This window comes from Candidatus Gracilibacteria bacterium (assembly GCA_041658685.1).
Lineage (GTDB): Bacteria > Patescibacteriota > Gracilibacteria > UBA1369 > UBA12473 > JBAZZS01.
In genome coordinates this window covers 38,764-65,384 of sequence record JBAZZS010000001.1, presented here as the reverse complement: position 1 = coordinate 65,384, position 26,621 = coordinate 38,764, and the positions used below count along the sequence as shown (strand labels likewise).

The window sequence follows — 26,621 nt, the reverse complement described above, 5'->3', positions numbered from 1 at the left end:
AGACACGAACGAAGTGAGTGTCCTATCCCCCGCATTTCTCTATCTCTTTATTCTTTTAACCCCTTATCTTATGTCAGACGAATCTATCGCCCTTAGCAAGGATGCTGAAAAAGTCCTTGAAATGGTTGAAAAACTCTCCGTCCTCGACCTCGCCAACCTCGTGAAGGCTATGGAAGAAAAATTCGGAGTCAGTGCCGCCGCCCCTGTGGCTGTGGCTGCCGCCCCTGTAGCCGGTGCCGCTGCTGCGGAAGAAAAGACTTCTTTCAATGTTGAATTAAAAGATGCCGGTGCTCAAAAAATTGCTGTCATCAAAGTGGTGCGTGAAATCACGGCCCTTGGTTTGAAAGAAGCCAAAGACCTCGTGGATGCCGCCCCCAAAATGGTGAAAGAAAACGTCAAGAAAGACGAAGCCGACGATATCAAAAAGAAATTGGAAGCTGCCGGAGCCACGGTTGAATTGAAATAGTTCTTTCCCCGCATTTCTCACACTCTTAAAAAGGCTGATAGAAATTCTATCGGCCTTTTTGTTTTATTCCACCTCCATCTCCAAAATTCGATCCACATTAAAAACGCGATGTCCTTTTCGCAACAAACAATAAGCCTCCATGCCGATGAATGAAATTCCTTTGTATTCCCTCTCCCCCACGGCCAGCGGTTTCACGGTTCGCGTTGATTTTTCGTCTTTGGCTTTGAGGTACGTCATCTTGAGGTTTTTCTTGTCGCGAATGGCGCGCTGAATGAGAGTCATTCGATCTTTTGGCGTGCATTTTTCGCTTGCGATCGAATATTGATAACGGGTTAAAAATTTCACGACTTGGTAATCCATTTGAATGTCATTGGGTTTGATCGCTTTTTTAAGCACCAGTCCCTCCAAAGACGTGCAACGGGAAAGGGCCACATACATTTGGCCGTGCGCAAACGTTCCCGAACCCACGTCCACAATGACTTTTTCAAAGGTTTTTCCCTGCGCTTTGTGAATCGTAATTGCAAACGCCAACCGAAACGGATATTGAGTGAAAGTTCCGACAATTTTTGAATCCAGCTGATTCTCTCCATTCAATGAAAAATTAAAAATTTCCCAGGTGTGAGGCGTGATTTCAACGGTTTTTCCGTTTTGCAACTCCGCCTCAATCACGGCTTCGTCGTCCTCGGATTTTTTGATGCGTGTGATTTTCCCAATGGTCCCATTAACCCACCGCCCGGTGGCCTCATTGTTGAGCATCATGATTTGCGCCCCAACCTTGAATTGCAATGCCTCGGCCGTGGGAAAATATTCCCGCCCAAAATCCCCTTCTTTTTCTCCGTAAACCGTCCTCAATTTACCCGGGAGCCGGGCCAATCGCTCTTGATTGATGGTGTCCGCCAACGCGTTGGTGCTGGTCAAGTAAATGTAGAAATCCTTGATCGGCGCTTGAAAATCCGGATCGTGGCGCGTGTTGAATTTCCCAAGATCTTCCGATGTCGCGGTGCGATTGCGAACCGTGTTGAGCAGGCGAATGAATTCGTCGTCTTTTTGACGATAAACTTTTTCGAGTTCGATGAATTCGGGCTTAAAATCCGCAAATCCCTTGGCACTGAAAAAATACGGGCTTTCGTAATGCGTGGTGAAAATCGATCTTTCTCGCGATGAAACCACGGGCGGAAGTTGATATAAATCCCCGATAAAAATCATCTGCACTCCGCCGAACGGATGCCCTTTCCGCGGGCCGTGCAATTGTAAAAAAAGGTCCACACAATCCAAAAGATCGGCGCGCACCATGGAAATTTCATCAATGACAAGGGTTTCGATTTTTTTATAAATATTTTTCTTGTTTTTTTTCAATTTTTTCAACACCGAATGGGGCGTGATGTCCGGCTTAAATCCAAAAAAAGAATGAATGGTTTGGCCCTGGACATTGATCGCGGCAACGCCGGTGGGAGCGAGCACGATCGTTTTTCGCTTGGTTTGTGTGCGAAAATAACTCAAAAGCGTAGACTTGCCGGTCCCGGCCCGGCCCGTCACAAAAACATTTTTCCCGGATTCCATGAGATCGAGGGCGTGTTGGAACTCGGGATTCAGGTCGATTTTCATAAAATGAGTTTAGCTTTTTTTACGCGAATTCAAAATTAAAAAAAGAGAGAAGGGAAATATGAAAATTCGCGGGAGCGCACTTCGTTGGCGCCAAAGCAATACAGGAGGGGGAGCTCCCTTCGCTATCGCTTCGTGAGTGGTTGCAATTCCCCCTCATTTCCGGTATAATAATTTGAATACTTAAAAATAAACACACACCGTATGGCGACTTCTCTTCTGTTCCCGGATCTTAAAACAAATGCAGAACAAACCTCCCCGACTGAAACAATGCTCAGCCCTGCCATGCCTCCCGAACTCCCTGTGTCTATCGAATCCTCGGGATCGAATCCCTCGGCTTCCGCCACCCTCCCGGATCTGTTTGGGGAGCCATCCGTTTCCAGCAAAACCGCTGCGGGCGAATCCGAGATGGTGAATGCCGTGGTTTCCAAGCAAGATTCCAAAGAAAAAATCCTGGGCCCCAAACCCAAAACCAATACCGCGGGCATTCCTCTCGAGGGAAAAAGCTTTAACCTGGGTGGATTTTTAGTAAAACTTTCCTTATTGATCGGTATTTTCACCTTTGTTTTCTTTTATTCCCAATTGACTCCCGGATTTAATCTGTTTGGTGTGTTGGGAAAAAATCCCGTGACCCGACTGGCCGATCTCACCACCTCGGTTCAAGAAGAACAAACCACCATCAATCTCTACACTCTTTTGGTGGCCAAATTTTCACTCGACGACTTCATCGTAACCGCGGACACATATCTCTACAAAGCCTCGGAATACAACTCCGAGTACACCTCTTCCAACACCAAAGCCGAACTTGCCGTGGAATTGGCTGCGCTAAAAACACAAATTCAAACGTCCCTTTCCACCGTTAAAACCAATCTTTTAAAACCTGTTTATCCCAAAGCGCTCGCGCTTTCCGCCGGAGACTTACTGGGGCTTGAAGATCTCTACTCCACGCTCCTCCAAGAACGCATCATCAATGAAGAAGAATCGCTGTTTGCAACCGGAGCCGCGGATGAAACCCTTTCCATCGAACTCGACAATTTGGAGGGCGCTTCTCTCCTCTTTTCCAATAAAGACCTCAAACAAAAATTAAAAGCGCTTGACCTTGAAACCGAGCTCACGGACGACGTTATTCAATCTCTTTTTTCCATGGCGACTCAAGTGAGCACCAATGAATTTGCGATCATTTTAAACATCAAAAGTGCGCGTGTGAATTGGACCGAGCTTTTGACCGAAGTCACTTCCGTGACCAAAGAAGTGGATCCGTTGTACGCTACGGCACTCGAAAGCAACATCACTTATTCCGGGATTTCATTCGATGCCGCAGACCAAACCCTTTCGCTTCGCGGAACGACTTTAACCGATGACACCAAAAATTTCTCTCTGATTTCCGATTTGGTGGATGAATTTGAAAAATCCCCTCTTTTCGCCAATGCCTCGAACCGTTCTTTTTCCAAATCCGGAGAAGAAGACGAAGGATATAACGCTTCCTTTTCCATCGAAGTGGAACTCCAACAAGGCTCGGATGACAGAGACGATCCCGCTCATTTGGTGACGGTTACGGAAGAAGAGGAACGCATCTCCACTGAAACACCTGTCACTGATACAACGACCGACACCGCTCCGACGGACGCAACCGCGGAACCGAGCATCGATCCCACGACCGACACTTTAACTCCAGACGCTGAAATTGATTCCGGGGCCACCCCTTCAGCAGAAAAACCTGCCGCAGAAGAAACTTCTTTCCTTTCAGGATTATCCGCCAATTTCCTCAAGGCTTGGGACGGGCTCATAAACCGATTTTTCGGCGAAGAAGCGCCTCAAGCTCGTGTCCCCCGTCATTCTTAATCCTTTTCTATGACACCCACTCCAAAATCTCATGTTTTTTCAACCGTTTTGGCTCTGATCCTTTTCGGAGTCACGGGATGGTATGGCTTTAACGGTTACGGCCAACTGTCTCAAGCCAAAACCGATATCACCCAAACCGACCAAGCGCTTGCGCTTTTGGAACAAGAATCTCAGTCCGTGACTCAAGTCTACCAAGACGCTAAAAAAACGTTCATGGACAACGAAAATGTTAAATTGGAAAAAATTGAGACGGTTTTCCCGAGCAAAGAAGATCTCACGGATTTAACTCGTGCGTTTGATGCGTTTGCCACTAAAAATCACTACAGCAGCAATCCGTTTTTTGTGAGTCAACTCACGTATGGTGAAATGACAACCAAAGACGGTTACCAAGTGCTCCCGGTCACCATGTCGGTCGAATGTTCGGAGAAAAATTTTTATAAATTTTTGAATTACATTGAATCCTCCGGATCCCTTGATACCGGCGTTCAACTCATGTCCATCAATGCTCTTTCGCTTCAAATGGAAGAAGAAACCGATACGCTTCGTGTTCAACTTTCCCTTTACGCTTATCTCCAAAATCTTTAATTATGACCGCGACGCTTGCCGTCAATCCCGCGCCCGTTTCAAACGGAATCGCTCCTGCTTCTGCCGGAGGGGTGTCGCTTTTCCCGAATTTGAACAATGGAACCGCACCCACACCGACAACCACCGGAGCTCCCACAAAAGCCATCACCGCTCAAACCCAAGCCTTGGACGCCGCGGAACTCGAAAAATTACACAACGCCATCATTGCCGGGAATATTCCTCAATTGGTGACCGGAGCCATGACGTATGCCGTGGGACTTCGATCCAGTGATATTCATATTGAACCCGAACGCAACACGGTGCGCATTCGTTTACGCATCGATGGAGTGCTCCGACAAATTGTCGAATACCCGACCAATATTCATCCGGCCGTGGTTTCTCGTATTAAGATTATGTCGAATCTTAAAATCGACGAACAACGCATCCCTCAAGACGGACGTGCGCAAGTGACCACACCTCAAGGCGAGGAATTGGACCTTCGTGTTTCCACCCTCCCGACCGTCAATGGAGAAAAAGTGGTGATGCGTATCCAAGAACGAACGCGAGAAATTCCGCCTCTCGAAAAATTAGGACTTGTTGGAAGAGGACTTGAAGCGCTTAAAAAAAGCCTCGAACTCCCCAACGGGATCATCCTCACCACCGGGCCGACCGGTTCCGGAAAAACGACCACGTTGTATTCCTCGTTGCAAATTCTCAACAAAATCAATGTCAACATCCTCACGTTTGAAGACCCGGTTGAAATCCAAATGGATGGTTTGAATCAAAGCCAAATGCATCCGGACATCGAGTACAATTTCGCGCGCGGACTTCGCGCCGCACTTCGCCAGGACCCGGACATCATGATGGTCGGAGAAATCCGCGACCGCGAAACCATTGATGTGGCCATCGAATCTTCGCTCACCGGACATTTGGTGCTTTCCACCATTCATACCAACAATGCAGTTGAGACATTGACCCGTATCCTTAATATGGGAGTGCCTCCTTTTCTCATGACCGCCACGATCAATATCATCATTGCTCAACGTTTGGTGAGAAAACTGTGTGAACATTGCCGAAAACCCGCGACCATTGATGACGTCACGGCTTTGCTGGTGAAAAAAGCGCTCGATCGCCTTTCTCCGCAAGAAAAAATAGACCCCGCCCTCTTGGCCAAACCCACTTTTTACGAAGCCGTGGGTTGCGACCAATGCGATCACATCGGCTATCATGGCCGATTGGGTCTCTACGAAGTGCTTGAAATGAACAATGAGATTCGTTTGCTTTTGTTGAAAGGGGCGAACTCTCTTGAAATTGAAACCGCAGCCATTAAAAACGGCATGACCACCTTGGAACAAAGCGGGATTTTAAAAGCCCTGCACGGCGAAACCACTTTGAGTGAAGTCTATCGCGTGGCCCGCCCCATGGAATAGACACGCAGCGTAGCGAAGTGTCTCCCCATCTTCTCCCCTTCCCCGAATTCCTATTTTCATCTCTATGGAACCCCAAAAAAACACCCTCGATAACGCTCCGGCTGAACCGATCAGCATCCTCACCATTGATGAGGAAAAGATCGAAGCCTCGGAAAATGCGAAACAAAAAAAACCGTCCCAATGGAAGGTGCTTGAGCTCTATCATCGTATCAATGAAAAAGTGGAAGGCCTTTCCGCCATCAATGTCAAAGATAAAGTGACCTTTTTTCAATTGCTGGCCATTATGTTGGGGGCCGGAGTTCCGTTGGTGCGCTCCTTGTATGTACTTTCGGAACAGATGAAAAACATTCGATTTCGTCGAATCCTTTCCATTTTGGCGAGCAAAGTCGAAGGCGGGAAAACCCTGTCTTCGGCGCTTGAGGATTTTCATGGGATTTTCACCGATGCTCAGGTGGGGATGGTTCGCGCAGGAGAAGCCACGGGAAGACTCAACGACATTTTAAAACAAATCTCAATTCAAGTGGAAAAAAGCGCGTCCTTAACTTCAAAAATAAAAGGCGCCATGATTTATCCCGTGGTGATCCTTTGTATCATGACGGGTTCGGTTTTCATTATTTTGGGAAAAGTGGTGCCCAAGCTCATGGAACTTTTCACTCAAGCCAATGCCGTGCTCCCGACTTCCACCCGAATTTTAATTACGATGAGCACCTTTGTGGAAAATCATTATTACGGATTAATCACGAGTGCATTTGTTGCCGTAGGTCTCTTTTATATTTGGAAGCGCACGGACAGCGGCAAATATTGGTGGCATGCATTTTTGCTTCGTTTACCGGTGTTGGGTCGCCTCAATCGCGAGGTGGCGCTGGCTCGATTCACTCGCACGTTGGCAAGCTTGCTTTCCAGTGGAATACCGATTGTAAAAAGTCTTGAAATCGATGCGGATGCGATTGGAAATGAGGTTTATCGCCGACGCCTTTATCTTGCGGCCGAAGATGTTTCCCGCGGGATTCCTTTAGCGGAAAATCTCACGGATAGCACGTTTCTTTTTCCGGAAATGGTGGTTTCCATGATTGCGGTGGGAGAACAAACCGCCGAACTTCACACGGTCACAAATAAAATCGCGGATTATTATGATTCCGAAGTGGACCAAATGGCAGCCAACATGTCCAAACTCCTTGAACCGGTGTTGATGGTGGTTATGGGGGTTGTGGTTGGAGGCCTCATTCTTGCGGTCATGCAACCGATCTTCAATTTGATGGATGTGGTGGGGAACATATAGTTATTCCACAATCTCGGGCATGCCCCGGAATTGATTGAGGGTGATTTTTTCGGTGAAGGCACCGTTTGCCATGCTCAAATTGATAATCGCTCCGTCAATAGCCCCTTCTCCGGAAAGAACAAACGTCAACTCTCCCATGGGGGGCTCGTATGAAATTCGAGTGATATCCGATGGCTCGATGGTAAGAATTAAGTCTCCATCTAAAACCACGCTCTCTAAAAGCTCTCCGGTATCCCCGCCAAAATCCGCATATAAAGATAAGGTATTGGTGACGGGGTCGATGGTAACATAAAATGCCGTCGCAGTGCTCACTTCTCCTCCGGCGGTCATCAGTTCCGGATTGGTCATGGCTTTATTGCGTGCATTTTGCAAAATTCCCACAGTCTCATTTACGGCTTGTTTAAAATCCGCATTCGTTCTTGCCCGGGTTAAACTGCCATATCCGATGCCGAAAAAAATACTTAAAATTAAAATCACGATCACCAACTCAATCAGGGTGAAGGCGGTTTGAGATCTCAATTTAACAAAATTTGCGCGCAGAAAAATGGGAGGAGGGAAGAAAAGCATTTTAATAAGTTATTAAATGAGATGAAGTGCACTTAAGAATTCACTTTCGCTTCGTGAGTATTTTAGCAAAAAATTTGCATCTAAAAAAGGACTTGGTATAATAAGGTTAATTTTCCTTCCCCTAACAACCTCCCGTATGTCCACTCGTTTTTTGCCTCGCAATAAAAAAGGCTTTACGCTTATCGAACTTTTGATCGTGATCACGATCATCGGTATCTTGGCGGTCGCCCTCATTCCCCGTGTCAGTCAAGGTCCTGCCAAAGCCCGCGATGTCAAACGCAAGGCAGACATCAATAATATCACGACTGCGGTTGAATTGTATTATTCGGATGTAGGCAGTTATCCCACAACCAGTGGATGTGTTGATTCTGCGCTTTCTACCGACCTTTCCACTTACATGCAAGCCATGCCCACCGACCCGGGAAATGCTGTAACAGGAGGCTGTACGGGATCTTATTATTATTATTCTCTGGACGAAGGGTCTTCGTACGCTTTATTCGCCAATCTTGAAATCGATGATATTGCCTCGGATGGTTATTATTGTTATTCCACTTTCCCGACTTTCACGACTTATGCCGACGCACAAAGCTCTTTAAATGGAGATGCAGCTACTTGTGTAGCCGACGATCCGGATCAAGATGCTTATTATGTGGTCCTTCGCTAAAGTTTTTTAAAGGCTTTTACCTCTTGAAAAACTTTTATGACCCCATCCCCCCTTCGTCTAAGACCAAAAGGGTTTACATTGATTGAACTCTTGGTGGTGATCACGATCATTGGGATTTTAGCCGTGGCCCTCATCCCCCGTTTAAGCCAAGGCCCGGCCAAGGCGCGCGATGTTAAGCGGAAAACGGATATCAATAATATTGCCGCCACACTCGAGTTGTATTATTCCGATCAAGGATATTATCCCTATGATGGGTCCGCATTCAGTTTCCGTGGTCTCTGCCTTAATCCCGGTGATATGGGGACATCAAACACCCTTGAGAATAAACTTTCTTCTTATATTCAAAGCATTCCCACGGATCCCGGAGAAGCCATCACCGGCCCTGTAACCCCCCGGTGTACAAATTATTATTATTACGCCATCCCTGAAAGAATCTCTCCTCTTTCGCCCACCCCTTCTTCTTATATACTTTTTGCCAATCTTGAAATTGAGGATGCGGAATCGGATGGAGTTTATTGTCTTCCCTCTACTTTTCCGGTAGCTTCGAATTTTAGAACATACAGTGTCGCCTCCACCTTTTTGTCGGACAAGCAAGGGCTTTGTCCGAGTTCCGGGAATCTTTACTACATTATTCTTCGCTAAGGATTAAAATTTATAATGGATTTAAAAGAGCTCCTTTTTAGGGACTCTTTTTGCGGCATAAATTATTTCTATTTTCTGTCCACGGATTTTTTTTAAATTTACGCGCACCGAACCTGTTATTGCGTTGTTTTTAAAATTCAAAATCGGTATAATTAAAATCGAATTATTTTGATTAGTTTTTGGCTTACATAAGCCATAAAATAGCTTTTTAACCCCGCTTGATGCGGGGGTTTTCTCTGTTGTAGCCCCTTCCCTTTCATGCCTTTTTTAAAGAAAACTCTTGGCTCTCAAACCTTTAAACGCGTTTTAACAACGTGGATTCTTGTTGCTATGGTTTCGACCCAGATTTTCCGAGTCGATCTTTCTCAAAGCTCGGCGGCCAAGGAACATTATTCCGTGGTTGCGATTCTTGTGGATGAGACGATTTACAGCGACCCCACCGATTACATTGGCTTGAGCGACGAATATACCTCTCTTAATTCCACCACACTCAAGGCGCGCATCGATCGCTATGCCGAATTGGTCCAAGGCGTAATGCCCATGACCAAAGCCCTGATCATTCGAACTCGTTCGGATGAAAAACCGGAAAACATCATGCAAGCGCTCCAAACGCTTTATTTTGAAGGAGATGGGAGCGAGGACATGTACACTCAATTGAGTGGTGTGATTTTAATCGGAGACCTTCCCATCCCGGTGGTGAACAAAGGAGGGAATCGCTATCCAAGCCTTTATCCCTACACGGATTATGAGGATTCCGCGTATCTTTTTAATGCCACTTCCGGCGATTTTGAACCGAGTCCGCAAGTTAAAAACCCTCAACCCGAAGTGTGGCACGGGGTGATTCGATCTCCGGTTTTCGGGAGTGAAGGCAATGAGTTTCTCGCTTCTTATTTGGATAAAAATTATTTGTATCGCCAAGGGAATCCGGATTTTTCGGAGTTTGATCAAAAACTTTTTTATGGAGATACGCTTTCGGAAAAAGATTCACTCAGCGACACGTCCTTGGATGCGTATCAACGTTTTATCGACAATTTTGAAAATATTGCCTATTACCGCTACACCAGCGAATTGGCGCAAGAGCTTTACACCGAGGTTTACGGATCGGTGAACGGCGGCGACGGAGTGGACAATGACGAGGACGGACTCATTGATGAGGATCCGGTGAACGGCTACGACGATGACTATGACGGACTTATTGATGAGGATGATGGAAATTTTAATTACGGCATCGATAATGATCGCGACTGTTGGGCGCAACCGAGCGGAGAATGGGACAGCGATGGAGACGGCAAACCCTGTGATCTGGGCGACAATTTCGTGGATGAGGACACTCCGGATGACAACAACAATGATGGCGACCTCTTAACCGATGAAGACGAACCCGGGGATAATAATGGGGACGGGTGTGCGGGGGCGTGTGAAACGGACGAAGATGGAGATCAGGCGGATTGGGATGGGGATGGCTGGCCCAATAGCTACGAAATAGAAATCCTCGATTCCGACCCCACCAAAAAACGCAGTCCTTTTTGGTACAAAGCCAAACATCTTGATGATTCGGATAAACGTTATTTGCATTCCATGTACACGGATGAAGAATTCCCGACGTATGACCCCTACTGTTGGAATCCTTACTCCACTCGACCCGAGCCTTCGGCTTATTTTGACGGGACCTTGACTTTTCAACCCAATAATACGGATCGCAATGGTGACATCTGTCGGCCTGCGGCGTGCGAATCCGATATGAGCAATGATGACGATGAGGACGGGTTGTGCGATGAAGACACTTCGGATGACAATGATGCGGACAACGATGGTCTCACGGATGAAGACCTCGGCGGAGACCCGGATGAGGGAGACAACATGTTTGAACAACTCCCGGACATTCAATCCAAGTCCGTGATTGAAAGTTTCTTTAAAAAATACCCTTCGATTTTCAAAAAATTCATTGGCAACAGCAATGATCTTATTGATTACACGGGCCGTTATCAATCGAGCTATCAGTCCAAAGACAAAACATTGAGCGATCGCGACACCTTTGTGAGTCTCATCGGTTTGCGTGATGAATACGCTTTAAAAGTGCTGCGTGCGGCCAATGATGTGATGGAAGCCACGGTTGACGAACTGGTGGAGGATGTGGCGCATGATTTTCCCATGATTGGGCGTGTGACCATTTCAGGGGATGTGACAACCACGGAAGATGACACGGCCAGTTTTGAATTTCGATTCATCAATCACAGCGTTAAGGACAGTCTTTTGTCTCCGGAAATCATTACCATTTATGGACAAACCGCGGACGAAATTTCCAGTGTGGGCGAATGCTCTCTTTATCGGGGATCTTACGATGAAGGAGGTGAAAATCAATTGGTGAAAGGGCTGCGTGTATGGGACTACTCCACGGCTGGAGCTTGGGATGAGGAAAATGATGATGGTCATTTCGAAGGAGTTGATTATGGCGGTTGTTATGGAAGTTTTGCCGAAACGCCACAATATTGCTTCCCCGAGGTGGCGGAAGTTGGGGTGCGCAGTCGAACCGGAACCATGGAGGCTCAAGAGGCCCTTGCACTTGAACCGGGAAACGGAGACGCCTCAGCAGAAGAAATTTCGCAACTCGCTGCAGACATCCATGTGGATTATCGCTCTTGTTATAACTTTAAAGAAGAAGAAGGGCTTTTGGGCGGAGATGACGGCGAAGGTTATCTTTATTATGCGGAAAATTTCCTTGATGGCTATGCCGATCTTCAAGAAAAGCTGGACGAAGGAGGAGATGATGAAGACAGTTATGATGAATCGGATTACGAGGCCGAACTACAAGAAATCATCGATGATCTTCACCGCGATGGCGCTTATGATATCCCGGTCCCGGATGTGGATGACCTCTATTTATATGGAGAAGCCGGGGATGATGTTTATTTAACCTTGGGTGCATTTTTCACTCATATTGGAATCAATAAAGACAGCCAAGAAGAAATCGGTGGATTTTTCGCCAATGACACCACGGCCTACACGTTTGATCATGGTGAGTTCGATGACATTGATATTGAGTCCGTCACCTTTACGATTGAAAAGGAATTCATCAAGGAAGACAGTGGACTCCTTTCTTCCAATTTAACGGAGACGGAAAGCGATGCCTTGGAAATTCCCAGCGTACTTAAACATGTGGAACCCACGGTGACCACGATCAACAAACAAGTGACCGCGGGGTTCAGTCAGGCGTTGCCCGTCGACAATCCCCGTTTCATCACATTTCAAGATCGCGATTACGATTACCAACGCATTGATTATCCAAATATTTTTGCCGCTTCAAATTACGAGGCATTCGTGTCCATGCTTGCAGAAAAACAAACGGAAATTACGGAAACGGTTCCCGGGGCTTCGGGATATGACGGGTTCTTAACCAGTCTTCTCGGTACTGAAATGTTCGAAGATCAATTGCGTGATGTTTTTGAATGGCAATCTCTTAATGTGGATCAAAAACATCAATGGGTGTTAGAGCATTATTTAAATCCCGATGCTATGACCTTTGTCGGGAAAGTGGAGGACGGATATGAAGCGCTTTACCTTGTGGCGGACGGCGATTCCGGAACTTTAAATATGAGTTTCAACGCCAATGCCGTGGGCGATGATCCGGATTTGGAATTCAATGGAGAGCCGGTCCCCGCTTCCATCGATGTGGATGAAAATTATGATGTGAATGATCCCGACAGCGGGCACCCGTCTTTGTTCCCGTTTGTTTGGATGTTCGACATTATGGAATGGGTTAAATCCTTGACCTCCGTCACCGCCACGTCGTCCCCTTCTTCCTTCACCGAAACCAGCGAAGATCAAAAAAAGAGTGAAGAAAAATACGGCTGTCTTGAGGAACAAACGTACTGCTCCAATGAAACCGACATTAAAATCGATTCGGACTCGGATGGCATTTCAGACGATGAAGATCCGGCCCCTTATTCCATGGATAATAATGATGACGGGATCCCGGATGGGGCCACAGACACCGCACTTCTTTCTCTGTCTTCGAATGTGGGAGGGGTGCTTGGCGCGAATGGAACAATCCAGGTGGCATTGACGGTAAAAGCGTTGGATGCCGATGGGAATCCCAATGCGGATGACAATTATTCAAACGTTCAATTGGAAATCGTTTCCGGTGAAGAATCTGTCCAAATCTTCAGTGTGGACGGAGCCACGTTTGTGAACGGAGAGACGATATTGAAAATCGCAACCACGTTTACTCCCGGGACTTTTTCTCTGCGTGCGTTTGGCGTGAGTGAGAATATTGATGAGGTCTATTCCAATACGCTTACCTTTACCAGTAAAAATAAATTCCTCGATCTTGCCACGTATGAAAAGAAATTTTCTTCTCAGGATACTGTGTACACCACGGAAACGTTGGCGGATGTGCTGATCTTGGATGCTTCGGGTCAACTGGTGGCTTCGGTGCATGCAAACAATGGAGAAATTAAAGTGGTGGATTCAACGTATGCATTGGAAGCGCGACTGGCCACCCTTGATTTACCCACGCGCGAGGTGCTTATAAAAGAGGGATCGATTTTGGCGTCTTTTTATTTAATCCCGGACACCAAACAAGTCGTTCTCAACTCCGCTTTGTCCGATTTGGCGGGAGCGGTGAATGATGTTCGCGTGATTGATTCCAACAACGCGGATGATTGGATTGCGCAAGCCCGTGATGAAGCGACGAGTGGAGGCGGAGTGGAAATTCTTTTTCAAGAACAAAAAGTCGGGCTCGTATTGCCCAATGGAGAGGTGTTTGCAAAACCCGGATTTTCGGTTTCCTTGCAACCGGCCGCAACGTTGTCCGCGGTGACGAACCCGCATATTCACCTCACCTTTAATATAGGAGAAAATGTTTTATTTGATGTGGTGATCGGGAGCGAAACGAGTTCATTGGAGATGGAAGGACTAAGTGAAGAAGGGATGACATCTTTGGAAAGCGGTCAGGAAGAATTTTTGTTCGCATGGGAGTCGGACACTCGGATACATGATCCTCGTGTCCTCTTCCTTGAAAATGCGAATAAAAATTTCCCTTCCCACTTTCCTAAAATATCCTCAAAAACCTTCACGCCATCTTCCACTAATCATTTGCTATCCTCCTTAAAAAACTTCTTCTTCGACGTCGCCTCCGCCGCCTCCGACTTCCTGGATACGGATGGCGACACGCTCGATGACTTGAGTGAATGGACCATTGGAACGGATTTCACAAAGACCGATACCGATGGAGACAATTATAGCGATGGAGAAGAGCTCAACAACGGCTACAATCCCCTGAGCGATGGATCTTTATTTATCGATCTCCCGGCCACGCACGAGGCGTATTCCTCGGTTCTTGAACTTTATCTCCGCGGCATTGTTTCCGGTTATGAAGACGGTTCGTTCAAACCGGACAAACCCATCAGTCGTGAAGAATTCACCAAACTCAATTTGGGTGTGGTGTGCACGGATTGCACAAACTATTCGGACACAGCCAAAACCGCCATTGAAGAACAATATTCGACAGATCCTTTCCCTGACACCAACATTGATCCCAATCTTTATTATTGTGTGGCGGAAAGCCGCAATCGCGGATTGATTTCCGGATATAAAGCCGGAATTTATTTAGGCTATTATCTTCCCACTAATCCGATGAGCCGCGCCGAAGCTACGAAAGTGCTCCTTAAAACCGCGGGCATTGATTTTGTGGAAACCGCGGACTCCAACCTTCCTTGGTATTTTTATGCCATTGTAAAAGCTCAAGCCAATGCGCTTTATCCGCAAGGCCGTTTCACTCCCATGGACTCGTATTCGAATACGGATTTTCAAAAATGGCTGGCCACGGAACTGACGTACGACAGCGCCATTAAAAATTGGCTCGAGAATCCCATCACCCGCGGTGAATTCGCCATGATGGTGAACAACACGCTTAAAAAAGAAGACTGTCGTATGAACGACGTGGATGGAGACGGGCTTTCCGACAATGCCGAGCTTTATAATTTCGGGACCAATCCCTACAACCCGGATACGGATTTTGGCGGGGTGAATGATTTTATTGAAATTTTGAACGGGACCAATGCGGTGTCGGATCCTTCCGACGATTATGGCGATACCGGAGATCAAGGGACCCCGGGCGACACCCCCGAAAATCTCACCACGGATTCGGATGAGGACGGGCTCACGGATGCCGAAGAAGCGGTTTATGGGACCGATCCTTTTAATCCGGACACCGACAATGGCGGGGTGGGCGATTTTGAAGAAATCGCGCGTGGAAGCGACCCTCTCAATGCCGAAGATGATTTCCCTTCCGGCGACGGTCAAGATTCTTCTTCCGGCGCATATGTTTCCGGGGATTATCTTTCTCGCGATTCGGTTTATGAAACGCAAACCCTCACGGACAGTCAACTCATTGAAGAAAAAGTTTTTACCAAATTGGTTCCGGCGGATGGGACCTCTCAACTTTTCCTCCGCGCCACGATTGTGGATGAAACGGGAGAACTCATCACCGAGGACAATTCCAGTATTGTTGAATTTTCAGCCATCGACCCCGCTTATCCGTATGCTGAAATTATGCGAACCAGCGTTCGCGTCACGGACGGGGTTGCGGAAACCGAACTCAAGGCGAGCACCACCTCGGGTTATTTTGTGATCACGGCACGCATCACTCCGGATGAACTCCCGGTCTTACCTGCCACGGTTTATGTGTATCCCGGAGATCCGGTTTCCATGACATTGCAGAGCGATTCTTCTTATATGAAAACCGGTGGATTGAACACCGCACAAATCACCCTCACTCTCTACGACTCTTACGGAAATATCGCGAGCATGTCCCCTCAAGATATTACGTTGACGCTCACCGGCCCGAGTACTTTTGAACAAGGCCTTGATGAAGATGTTGAGCAGGGGGGCACCCAAATCACGGTATTCGAAGGGAAGACGACGTTCAATATTATTTCCGGAGAAGAAGAAGGGGTGGCAACGATTCAAGCCGCCTTGGACGAAGGGGCAGTGAATACTTCATTGGACATGGGAGTTTACGACGGGATTCAACTGGTGCTTTCCTCTGCGAACGAAACATTGAATGCGGATGGGGTTTCCACCACCACACTCACGGTCAAGGCCGTGCTTGGGGATTCGGATGCTCCGTTGCCCGGATTCAACGGCGAGGTTACTTTTTCCCTGTTGGATACGACTTATGGCACTCTTCCCGAGGACACCACCGTGACGTTGGAGGATGGTCAAGCTGAAGTCGACTTCACCACCAACACCCTTGCGGGAACGGCTTTTATCGGCGCTTCCATGGTGGGACTCGAACCCGCATCTCTGGCTCTCGTCCTTCTCCCCGGCCCAACCACCGCGCTTAAACTTTCTTCGGACCTCACCACCATTGCCACCGGAGGCGATGCCTTGGTTTATATCAAAGCCTATGATCAATACGAAAATTTTGCGACCAATGATTCTTCCACAACCGTGGATTTACGACTCACGGATCTTTCTTCTTCTTTTGGCTCTTTAAAAAATAATTCCATCACCCTTGGAAATGGCCAAGGCCAATTCACCGTGAGTGCCGGCGATTTGACCGGGCCGATCAATATTGTGGCCTCGGCGTTCAATGCCGAAACCGCCACGATCACACTCAACAGCGTGATGGCCATCTCGGCGGAGAGTATGACCGATCTTGAGCCCAACGTGTTATTTGCCGCCTTGCTCGGAGCCCCTTTTGGGGAAGTGACTCAAGAAAATTTCTTGGGAGGATGGTTTACGTTTGAAGGAAAAACCGAAGCCTCGCTTTCTCTGCTTTCGGATCCCACCCCCAATGCCCGTTTAGCGGAAGTGAGTTTTCAAGGAAAAGTCGGCATTCTGGATGGCAATGCCGTCACGATTGATGTTCGTCCTTCCAATGGAAAAACTTTGCCGGTCCAATTTTTTATCAAAGATTTTGTCACCAAACAAACTCTGCTTGAAGGAGCGGTGATCCCGGCCACCACGAATAATTTTTATCTTGTGGACAGCTCCTATAATCTTTCCGGCGCCGAAGACGACGGATTTTATATCCAATCGTTGTTTTCGGATTCCCGTTATGAATTGCGTGAAACCAAGAATTTATTTACGCCCGCTTTTAATGGAGGAACCGCGAGTGGAGTGATCAGCCTTTTGGAAAATCAAAATGAAATCGTTCGTTTTGAACCGGACGGACAAATTCAAATTTACGACTCCAATTATGCGCTGACCTTAAATGAAGATTATGATTCTTTTGCTTTTGATGTGACCTTAGCCGGCACTCCCCTGCTCACGGTTTTGTGGAAACAAACCTTTAAAAATAATGTCGCAGCCTTGGACGATGATTTTGATTGGGATCAAGCTTCACTCCTCGACCCCGGCGTCTATTACAAAGGCATCCAATCCGAAACTTATGGCTTTGCCACAGCTTACAGCGGCAATTCCAGCACCAATCCCAAAGGTATTTTTGTCACCAATAAAACACAAGAACTTTCCGGTAAACAAAAACCCGGGTTGGGATTCACCTCGATTGAGTCCGCAGACACTTCCCCGGGGATCGGATTCGAAGGAGACAATAAATTCATGCTGCTCCTTTCGGATGGGGAAACCGTGGGTGAAGCGAACATGTATTATGCCTCGGACATCGGCGTGGTGCTCGGCGACCCCACGATACGGCTCACGGATTCCAATGCACAGGATGTTCACTCCACCGGATTCACTTCGGGCGTGGGCCGACTCATTCTTGCCGGCCCGGAAACGATTCAAGATTTATCCGTGATGGATTACAACTCCGACGGGCTGGAAGATGCCCTGGTGGCCTTTGAAGACGGAGTGGTTCAAGTTTTGGAAAATACGAATGCGTATCCTCGATTCCGTGACCGCGGCCCGCTCCTTGATATTTCAAACGGGATTGTGGACATGACTCAAGGCGATTTTAACAACGATGGGCAAACCGATCTTATTGTGGCCACCGAAGACGCTTGTATCCAGGGAGAAGTGTGCGTTTATTTGTACACCAATTATGACGCGCAATTTATTCGCCAAAATCTTGATCTCAGCCTCGACGGAAACACCCTCAAACAATTGGTGGCCGAAGATCTCAATCTCGACGGATATCCGGATCTCCTTGTTTCGGATCTCAATGGAACGATTGTAGCGTTTTACAATCGGGAAGGGACTTTTTTAACCGAAGGGGATGAAATCGGAAATGTGGGGATGAAAGTGGACGCCGGACAAAATTTAATCAATGAAGTTTTGGTGCATTACGACGGCATGCCCGAAGACGATCCGAATTCCATGGCGGATGATGGAAATTTCACGGAACTCCCGACCGCGATTTCCACTGCTTCCGACGATGCGTCTCAATCCTATGCTTCCGCACTTGAAGATCTTTTTTCTTCCACCTCGAGCGACCCCTCTTTTTCAGCCGGCGGATTTTCTCCCAATTATCTTGGCGACACATTGGACTCCTTGACTTCTTCGGGCTCAAGCACGTTGCAAGTGACGTTGGCGGATCCCGAACTTTCTTCAACGGAATTCTATATTTATGCGAATGAAGATGAAAATTTTATCAATTCCACCAAAACCGCCTCGGATGTGAACGGCGATATTGTGGAAAACGGCGATACCATTGAATACCGCATCACCTTGACCAACAGTAGCTCTTCTACCGCCTCCGGTCTTGCTCTAAGCGATGGCGTGTCCGGAATGCTCACGCTTGATTTTGACAGTTTTGAATGTGACGGAAGCTGTGCCGCTATGAAAATTTCGGAGACCGGAATGGACTCCTATCCTTTTGTGGCAAACAATCTTTCATTGGGTGCCGGCGAATCCACCACGATTATTTATCAAGGTACGATCGATGGTGTTTCCACTCCGGCTGTGAATATTTTTACCGGGCAAGATCTCGACTCCGGGTTCCCCAATGATGACTACGTGGACATCGGTGCCAGCCCGGAAAACAATCCTTCGGGGCAAATGATTTTCTTCTATTCCAATGGCAGATATCGTGACGATTCAATCGATAAAATCAACTACACCAAACAAACTTCATCCGCTGAAGACGCGGTTCCCACCTCTTTGGATTCTGTTTTTAAAGAAATGGGAATCGATTTGGGCGACCTCGATGCCAATGGAAATCCCAATGCTTTTCATATTGATAAAGATGCGGAAGAACCCCCGGCCGCGGCCAATGACGTTTATTTAGACGCCATCACTCCTCCCTCGGATAACGAACTCAATCCCCTCTCGTCCAGTTTCTTCACTCCGGTGGAAAATCCCGCGGATATCATGGCCAATGCCGAAGCCGGAATTTTATTGGCCGATGCCGTGGTTTCGGAATTGGCCGATAATTTGGAAACTTTATTGGGGGTTGGATGCTCGGGCGGATGCATTGCCTCACCCATCAATTACGCGGCTTTGGTCCCGGGACCGATCAATCTCTTGGGCGTGCCGGTGGTCCCGATGGATCCATTGCACATCCCTGTTTTTGCGGCGCCGGTGCCTTCCATTTTCCCTTTGTGGCCCATCTCTCCTTTTTGGCAAGCCAGTACCGCGGTGCGCATTTATGTCTCAATCACCTTAACATTGGGAACAACCCTTTCCGTGTGTGTCGGACCGTACCTTCTTGGATTCTGTTGGACGGTTTCCCTTCCTTTGTCCAGTCTTGTGCCCGCCTTGAGCGATCTTTGCTCCGCCATCAATGGCGCAGTCAGTAATGCCATTTCCAAGGCCAATGCTTTTATTGCCAAAGGCAAAGATAAAGTTATGTCTTTGGCCGGAGGCGGAGGTCAGGAGTCGAACAGCGAACACGGGTCTGGCGGCGGTTTGGTGAATTACAACTTGGGCTCTTATGTGGTTGCCAGCGGCGGAACGACCCGTTCCATGGTCAAAGGATTCCCGGCTCCGTTCACGGAATGGCTCCGCAAACAAGGCGAAGAAATCATCAATAAACTCCGCGATTTCCCGGATATTTATGTTTATTATCCGGACCCGAGCTCGTTTATTGGCGCGTTCATCCCGGACACCGATATTCTCAAGGACGCGGACATTCGAGGGCTCGAAAAAATCATCAGTTTCATGAACAGTTTCCCTTTACTTCGCATTGAAACCCAAGAAGTGGTGTTTAAATTTCCGGCCTTGACCAATGAGGAAATAGAAAAACTTAAAATGGAATGGTCTCTCTGGCTTGAGAATGAATGGAAACAAGTGGAATCCGTGGCGGATCATTGGGTGGAGGCTCAATACGCCGAGGTTATGAATGAAATCAAAGATATGCTTAAGGATGTTGAAAAAAACATTGAAATTTTGGAAGACTACAAAGATTTTCCGAGAGAATTGCTCACGTGGCGCAATGCACAGGCTTTTTACGCCAAACAAATCATTTGTTACTTGGATGCGTTTATCCAATATCTCGGCGGATGGGTGGCCACCAACCAAAAACGGGTGGAGCAATGGGTCGAAGCGATTCATGACATTGTGGTCGCATTGACGTCATGGAAAGCGCTGTTTCAATTGGCTTTGGATTTCCAGGAATCCTGCGATCAATGCAAAAATCAACGATTCAGTCTCTTTGAACTTTTGCTTAAATTGTTTGCGTTTATCCCCGAGCCTCCCATCATTCAATTCCCAAAGTGGCCGGATATTGTCATTGATTTTTCTCAAATTCAAATGGGAATCACGATTGTTTGGCCGCAAATCAAATTCGTTCCCGAGCCGCTTAAAATTCCGTCGCTTCCCGTTTTCGTCATCCCCGAAATACCGACATTGGATTTAAATATTCCCGACATCCCGGTCTTACCCGCTTTGCCGCCCCTCCCCGCTCTCCCCGCATTGCCCTCATTGACTTTGCCCGATCTTCCCGACCTTCCGCCCCCCCCCGCCATCCCCGGATTGTCCGTGAGCCTTGAAGTTATTCTCAAAATCGCTTCTTCTATTCTTAAAATCCTTTGTTTGCTTCAATCCGGTATTTTACCGGTACAAGAAACTTTCCTTAAAACGCAGGTCGAGAACATGACGCAACGTCCGTTGGATCCTCTTCTCCCCATTGACCTTAGCATCAACTTCCCCCCTTTATCTCTGGGTCGAGACCTTGTGGATCTCATTGAGGTTATTGGAGTTCTTAATCTTGAAAAAGGCATGAAGTTCGACCAATTGGTTCAAATTGTCCAAGCCGCGGCCAATGTATCGAACGCCATTGTGACAGACCTTGTCGAAGCCGCGAATGAAGCGGCTCAACAAGCGGCGGATGCGATTCAAGAGACTTCGGATGCGGCCACGGATGCGCTGGAAGATACCATGGACTCGGCCGCGGATACGGTTGAAGGAGCTCTGGATGAAGTCACGGGAGAAAACAATGACGACGTTACAGACGCCGGCTCCGGAGGATTTACTATCAACGATGAATCCGGGTTCAATGAAATGACCCCTTATCTTAATAATGCTTTCCTTCGTCCTTATTTGGACCAATGGACTCAAGCGGTCAACTCTTTCTCCGAGGAAACCGCACTTATAAACTCCCAAAGTGCCGAGGTTCCGGATGCTTATATTCTAAGGGCCACTTCGTCGTCCATTGCCTTTACGGAAGAGGAAGTGAATTCCCAATTCACCTCGTTACAAGGGCAATATTACGCCGGCACGCTTGAGATTTCTCCCGATGTTCCGCTTTCTTCTCTTCGCAACGATCTTCTCGGCTACTTGAATGAAGAAGAACAAAAAAACGATCTTTTCGCGGCCAATCTCAATCAATCTCCTGACAATCAATGGGATACCATGATGGCTTGGGTGAATTCCGATTCTCCTCAATCGTATACGCCTTCCTCCAATTTTCTTGTTTCCAGTACCCTCGATGACCAAGGAGCAACTCACACTCTTTACAGCACCGAGGCTCTTTTTGAACAAGCCCGTCAAGAATTTTTGAATTCAACCGCTTCTTCGGCCTCAACATGGGTCGACAACAATCTTGACTCAGCCCATGACATGCTCACCTCTTATCTTGCGGATTCGAGTGAAAGCGACTCTTCTTCTTCCTCCGATTATGCCGAGGCCCGCTCCGCTCCGGAGATCATCAATAAAGGACTTTTCCTTTACAATGAAGACACCGGGGTCAATGAACGATTGATCGATTACACGGGAGAAGCGGACCAACCGTCTCAATTGGCGTTTATTGATATGGAAAATGACAGCGACAATGACATCCTTTATTCGTACGGCGGCAATGTTTACCTCAAAGAAAATTATACGGAAACCGTTGAACCGACGTATTACGACGAATCGCCTCAAATCACATCGCTGGAGGATTTATTGCCCACTTTGCCCGCGATTTCTTTGTACCGCGCCACGGATTCCAACAATGACCAAGCCTCGATCTCCTGGAAAAATCTTGATCTTTTAAACGACTCCACGCTTTTGGGGTATGAAGCCAAGTCTTATCTTTCACTTCCGGATTTCGAAAACTCGGAGCCGGAAAGAATGTATTGGGATGTGTTCTTGCCCGTGGATGCGCCTCTAACGGCTTCACTTTCGGGCCTTTCGTTGGATGGCACTGTGACGATTTCCGGATCTTCGTATTCAAAAGAAGACGTTGAAGCCGGGACACTGAATACGGATTCTTTAACATCCGGGACCTTATTGCAAACCGAAGAGGGAGGCTCCATGACTCTTTCTTACGGAAACGATGCCACCTTTACGATGAATGAATCGACTCGATTCCCCATTCCTTTACTTGAGGCTGGTTTTTTCTTTTTAAAAGATCTGTCGGGCGACGCATTGCTTCCCGAAGGAAATCTCGAACGAACTCTTGTGAATGAATCCGGAGAAACTTCCCTCACTCCCGGAGATCAAATCCATTCCATCGGGGACGCTTCTTTTACCCTTACTCCGGCCGAAGGCGGATCTATTGAAATTGAACTGTCCGCCAATCGACTTATGACCGCTTCCATGCTTTATCCGGATCCCCTCACCCTGCGCGTGAACGACGGCTCCATTGAAATCATTCGTCAAAACACTCTTGATGAAACCCAACCGCTCTATGAAGGCATGTTGATTTTCCCGGAAGAAAATATTTCTTTCACCGATGGTGTCACGATTGCTTACACCTCCGCCTCCATTGAAGAAAAAAATTCCATTCAACTGATTTCTCTTTTCAATACGAACGATAACGATTCGGATTCCACTTTTTCGATGAATTATGAAGGGCCTATTACTTGGACCGCGCATGAGCTTTTGAACAGCGACTCCCCGACTTTTGCCCTGGCCCGAGAAAACGGCAATTATTACTCCTCGATGCATGGGATCACCACCACCGGAGCCCGCGGCCTGTTCGGAGAAACGATCCTTTTGTCTCCTCAAGTGTGCGGAGACGAAGACTCTCCTTATGCCAATGCGGGTTCCACGGAAGAAGACGTCTCGGTGTTTAAAACCATCACCTTGGATGGCAGCGCTTCTTTTGACAGCTCCGGGGACATCAAGGAGTACTACTGGGACCTCGATATCACTCATGACAGCGATGGAGACGGAGATCCGACCAATGATGCGGATTATTATCATGACATCAACCCGCTTCTGGGTTTCCATTCCCTGAGTGCCAGCACCAATGATCGCGACGATCCCACGTATACGGCCGGGCCTTACGACAGCGTTGATTCTCACAACTTTAATTTATGGGTCAAAGATGAAGCCGGCAATGCGTCCAATGCGGAGGTGACGGTGACTGTGTATGTTCCGGCCATTGCCTTGAGTGCGGCGGCGGGTCGCACCGGGACCGTGGAAGGAAATGTGGATCCCGTGGTCTCCGAGCTTCCTTTTGTGTTGGCGCGCGAACGCGATGGAGTTTTTGAGCTCATCACCACGCCGAGCGCGGACTCCAATGGCTTATATTATACGGATGAAAACGGCGAATTCATGATCGACGACCTTGTCTTGTCCGATGCGTGGATTATTTACAATTCCGAGAATGAAGCCGTGGCTCAAGTGGATCTCGATACCGGAGCGTTATCGATCCTTGCGGAAGGGTATTCCATTCAAGTGTACAGTGCGGAATTGCCATGGCCCACACGCGTGGCGCTGGTGGATCCGGGCCAAAATCCTTTGCTCTTCATTTTCATTGTTCCGGACTCCAATGTGGACGTTCAAATTGATCCCGCCTCCACTCAATATACCGCCGAAACCGTGACCTCCATGGCCGGCGTGCATGTTCAAAATGTCGGACTTCCCGACGGTTATTCACTCGAGCCGATCCCGGCGAGTGCTCCCCTCTTTACCGGAGGCGTGGCGGTAATAAATCCAACGCTTGAACGCGTGGCTGTGATCGATTCGGACGGTAATATTTACCGACTTTTTTCAACTCTTGAATTGGGTGTTTTGAATGAATCCAGTGTGAGTGAAACCGCGGACTCGGAAGGCGCCGAACCCATTGTGATCACGTTGGGCGCGGATCAAACTCAATGGCTCCATATTTATATTTCCCCGGAGGAATCCTCTCAGTTCACCACGGTTGAAGCGCTTGGACTTGACGATGAAGCGGTGAATCCTTTGAACGGCCAAGATCTCTCATCTTTGGATACGGATCAAGATGGGATCCCGGACCTTGAAGAATTACGAAACGGACTCAATCCCTATGATGCAACCGATGTCAGCGCGGATGCGGACGGCGATGGACTTTCCAATTTTACGGAATATGGACTTGGCACCAATCTTAACGCATCCGACTCGGATGAAGACGGTCGCACCGATTCCCAAGAAGTGGGGGACGGCACCGATCCGCTCGACCCGGTGGATTCTTATTTTGAAGATATCCCGAGCAGCGATCCTTTGTATGAAGACATCCTCGAGTTGGTTCAACTGGGCGCCGTGGAAGGATACGAAACCGCTTCGGGCCATTATTTTAAACCCGACCAACTCATCACCCGTGCGGAATACACCAAGGTCATACTCACGATTCTTTGTATCACGCCGCGACCCGAGGCGTATCTTGCTCCTTCGGTTTTCAATGATATCCCGTACAGCGAGACCGATCTTGCATGGTATTACGCGATCACCAAAGAGGCGTATTTGCAGGGCTTTATTGTGGGGTATTTGGGAGAAAAAGATGCCGGAGGCATGACGCCTTTCAAACCCGATATTTCCATCAGCCGCGCCGAAGGGACCAAAATCATTTTGGAAGTGCTGGAATCGTTGGGCGTCATTGATATGGGCGACGTTGTCATTCCCACGGACGCGCCTTGGTATGTTCCTTATATGCAAATGGCTCAAGATTTAACGGATTATTTGATTTCGGACACCACATTGGGGGAAGGCAAACCGTTTATCATCACTTCCGATGAAGCGAGTCGGGCCACCGAAGCGCTCACACGTTATGAATTCATGAAAATGGCGGTGCGTGTTTTGGATTTCTACAATTGTTATGCGGATCAAGACTCGGATGGAGACGGGCTTTCGGATTATGAAGAAGTGAATGTTTACGGGTCGGACCCATACGATGCGGACACGGATAAGGGCGGGATTTTTGATGGCGAAGAAGTGGCGGTCGGAACCGATCCCATGGATCGCAACGATGATGATTCGGACGGAGATTCGCTCGTGAATGCGGATGAAATCGACCTTTACGACACCGATCCTTTTGACCCGGACACGGATGACGGCGGCACGTATGACGGCGTGGAAGTTTTACAAGGAACCAACCCAACCGATGATCCGAGTGACGACGCGGGGGTAACCGATCAACCTATTGAAGAAACCCTATTGGAAGAGGAAAATGTCCTCGATGGACTGGAGCCCGGCATCACGGTGGTCACGTATGAATGCATGACGTGCCCCTGCCCGACTTCCATTGAAAATATGGCCGACCTCGATGAAGGCGATTCCTTGTACTCGGCGATCATGAATGCGGACAAGACCGAAGTGCTTTCCATCAGTCCGAGCGTTAAAATTGAAGAAATTTTAGGCCATTGAATTAATAAACACGTATCAAACCCATCCCTCCATGAAAAAATCTTATAAATTCAGCCTTCTCAATTTCGCAACGTTCATGCTGCTTTCCGGCGCATTACTCCTTTGGTTTATTTCCCCCGGATTTGCGCAAGAAGGAGAAGGGACGGATGCCGAACCCGTAGAAAACAATATTTGCCTCCAAGAAATCATGCCCGAGGCCATGGTGTATTACGCGGATGTCACCACCTTTATTTCGGAACATTATTTATCACAAGAACCGGCCACCGAGCTTCTCGATGTTGCGCTTCAAAAATTCAATGAATTCAAAAAAAATATGCTGGCCTTGATTAACACTTTTTACGCCGAGCAAGAAGGGGCCGTCATCTCCCCGGATCCGGAAAATGAAGAATATGCTCAATGTAAACTTTTTATAGAAACTCAAATTCGCACCGTGGAGCAAATGTTACGCAATCATCATTTGGCCAATTCCAGCGCAAAAGTAACGTATACATTGGTCACAAAAATGAAGGCCATCAACGAAGGCCTTCGCGATCTCAATGAAAATTTCGCTCGGGTTTATGCCCTTTTTACCACTCTTAGCAACACCCTCACCAGTGCCTCTAAATAAAATTCCTTTTAAAATTTGGTTTTTCA

The 26,621-nt window shown here is 47.7% G+C and carries 11 protein-coding genes; 9 read left to right on the top strand and 2 right to left on the bottom strand.

The window, feature by feature from the left end; all coding sequences use genetic code 25:
* The first annotated feature begins 70 nt into the window (after positions 1-70).
* The gene (rplL, locus tag WC882_00220) at positions 71-466 is read left to right on the top strand and encodes a 50S ribosomal protein L7/L12 (protein MFA5842095.1); all 396 of its coding nucleotides are present in this window, start codon (positions 71-73) and stop codon (positions 464-466) included.
* A 63-nt stretch (positions 467-529) separates the two neighbouring features.
* Here the strand turns inward: rplL and WC882_00215 are convergent, their stop codons facing one another.
* Complete coding sequence (locus WC882_00215) at positions 530-2,071, bottom strand: AAA family ATPase (GenBank protein MFA5842094.1); 1,542 nt, start codon at positions 2,069-2,071, stop codon at positions 530-532.
* Between the two features lie 201 nt (positions 2,072-2,272).
* Between WC882_00215 and WC882_00210 the strand changes: the two genes are divergently transcribed.
* From WC882_00210 to WC882_00195, 4 genes are all read left to right on the top strand, one after another.
* Positions 2,273-3,910 carry a hypothetical protein gene (locus WC882_00210; GenBank protein ID MFA5842093.1) on the top strand — a complete coding sequence of 546 codons (1,638 nt, stop codon included), beginning with the start codon at positions 2,273-2,275 and terminating at the stop codon, positions 3,908-3,910.
* Positions 3,911-3,919: 9 nt separating this feature from the next.
* Positions 3,920-4,495: a hypothetical protein gene (locus WC882_00205; GenBank protein ID MFA5842092.1), complete on the top strand. Its 576-nt coding sequence runs from the start codon at positions 3,920-3,922 to the stop codon at positions 4,493-4,495.
* Between the two features lie 2 nt (positions 4,496-4,497).
* A complete protein-coding gene (locus WC882_00200) occupies positions 4,498-5,904 on the top strand; it encodes a GspE/PulE family protein (GenBank protein ID MFA5842091.1) in 1,407 nt (468 codons plus the stop codon).
* A gap of 64 nt (positions 5,905-5,968) precedes the next feature.
* Complete coding sequence (locus tag WC882_00195) at positions 5,969-7,183, top strand: type II secretion system F family protein (GenBank protein MFA5842090.1); 1,215 nt, start codon at positions 5,969-5,971, stop codon at positions 7,181-7,183.
* On the opposite strand, the gene WC882_00190 is transcribed toward WC882_00195, so the two are convergent.
* On the bottom strand, positions 7,184-7,750 hold the full coding sequence (locus WC882_00190; GenBank protein MFA5842089.1) for a type II secretion system protein: 567 nt from the start codon (positions 7,748-7,750) through the stop codon (positions 7,184-7,186). It abuts the gene before it with no gap.
* A 136-nt stretch (positions 7,751-7,886) separates the two neighbouring features.
* Here WC882_00190 and WC882_00185 point away from each other — a divergent pair, with 136 nt between their 5' ends.
* The 4 genes from WC882_00185 (at position 7,887) to WC882_00170 (ending at position 26,595) form a co-directional block, all read left to right on the top strand.
* A complete protein-coding gene (locus WC882_00185) occupies positions 7,887-8,414 on the top strand; it encodes a prepilin-type N-terminal cleavage/methylation domain-containing protein (GenBank protein MFA5842088.1) in 528 nt (175 codons plus the stop codon).
* Between the two features lie 36 nt (positions 8,415-8,450).
* Positions 8,451-9,056, top strand: coding sequence for a prepilin-type N-terminal cleavage/methylation domain-containing protein (locus WC882_00180; GenBank protein MFA5842087.1), 606 nt, complete (start codon positions 8,451-8,453; stop codon positions 9,054-9,056).
* A 258-nt stretch (positions 9,057-9,314) separates the two neighbouring features.
* Entirely contained in the window at positions 9,315-26,036 is a 16,722-nt protein-coding gene (locus WC882_00175) for an S-layer homology domain-containing protein (protein MFA5842086.1), read from the top strand.
* Positions 26,020-26,595, top strand: coding sequence for a hypothetical protein (locus tag WC882_00170; GenBank protein MFA5842085.1), 576 nt, complete (start codon positions 26,020-26,022; stop codon positions 26,593-26,595). Before WC882_00175 ends, WC882_00170 begins: the two co-directional genes overlap by 17 nt.
* Positions 26,596-26,621: the final 26 nt, after the last annotated feature.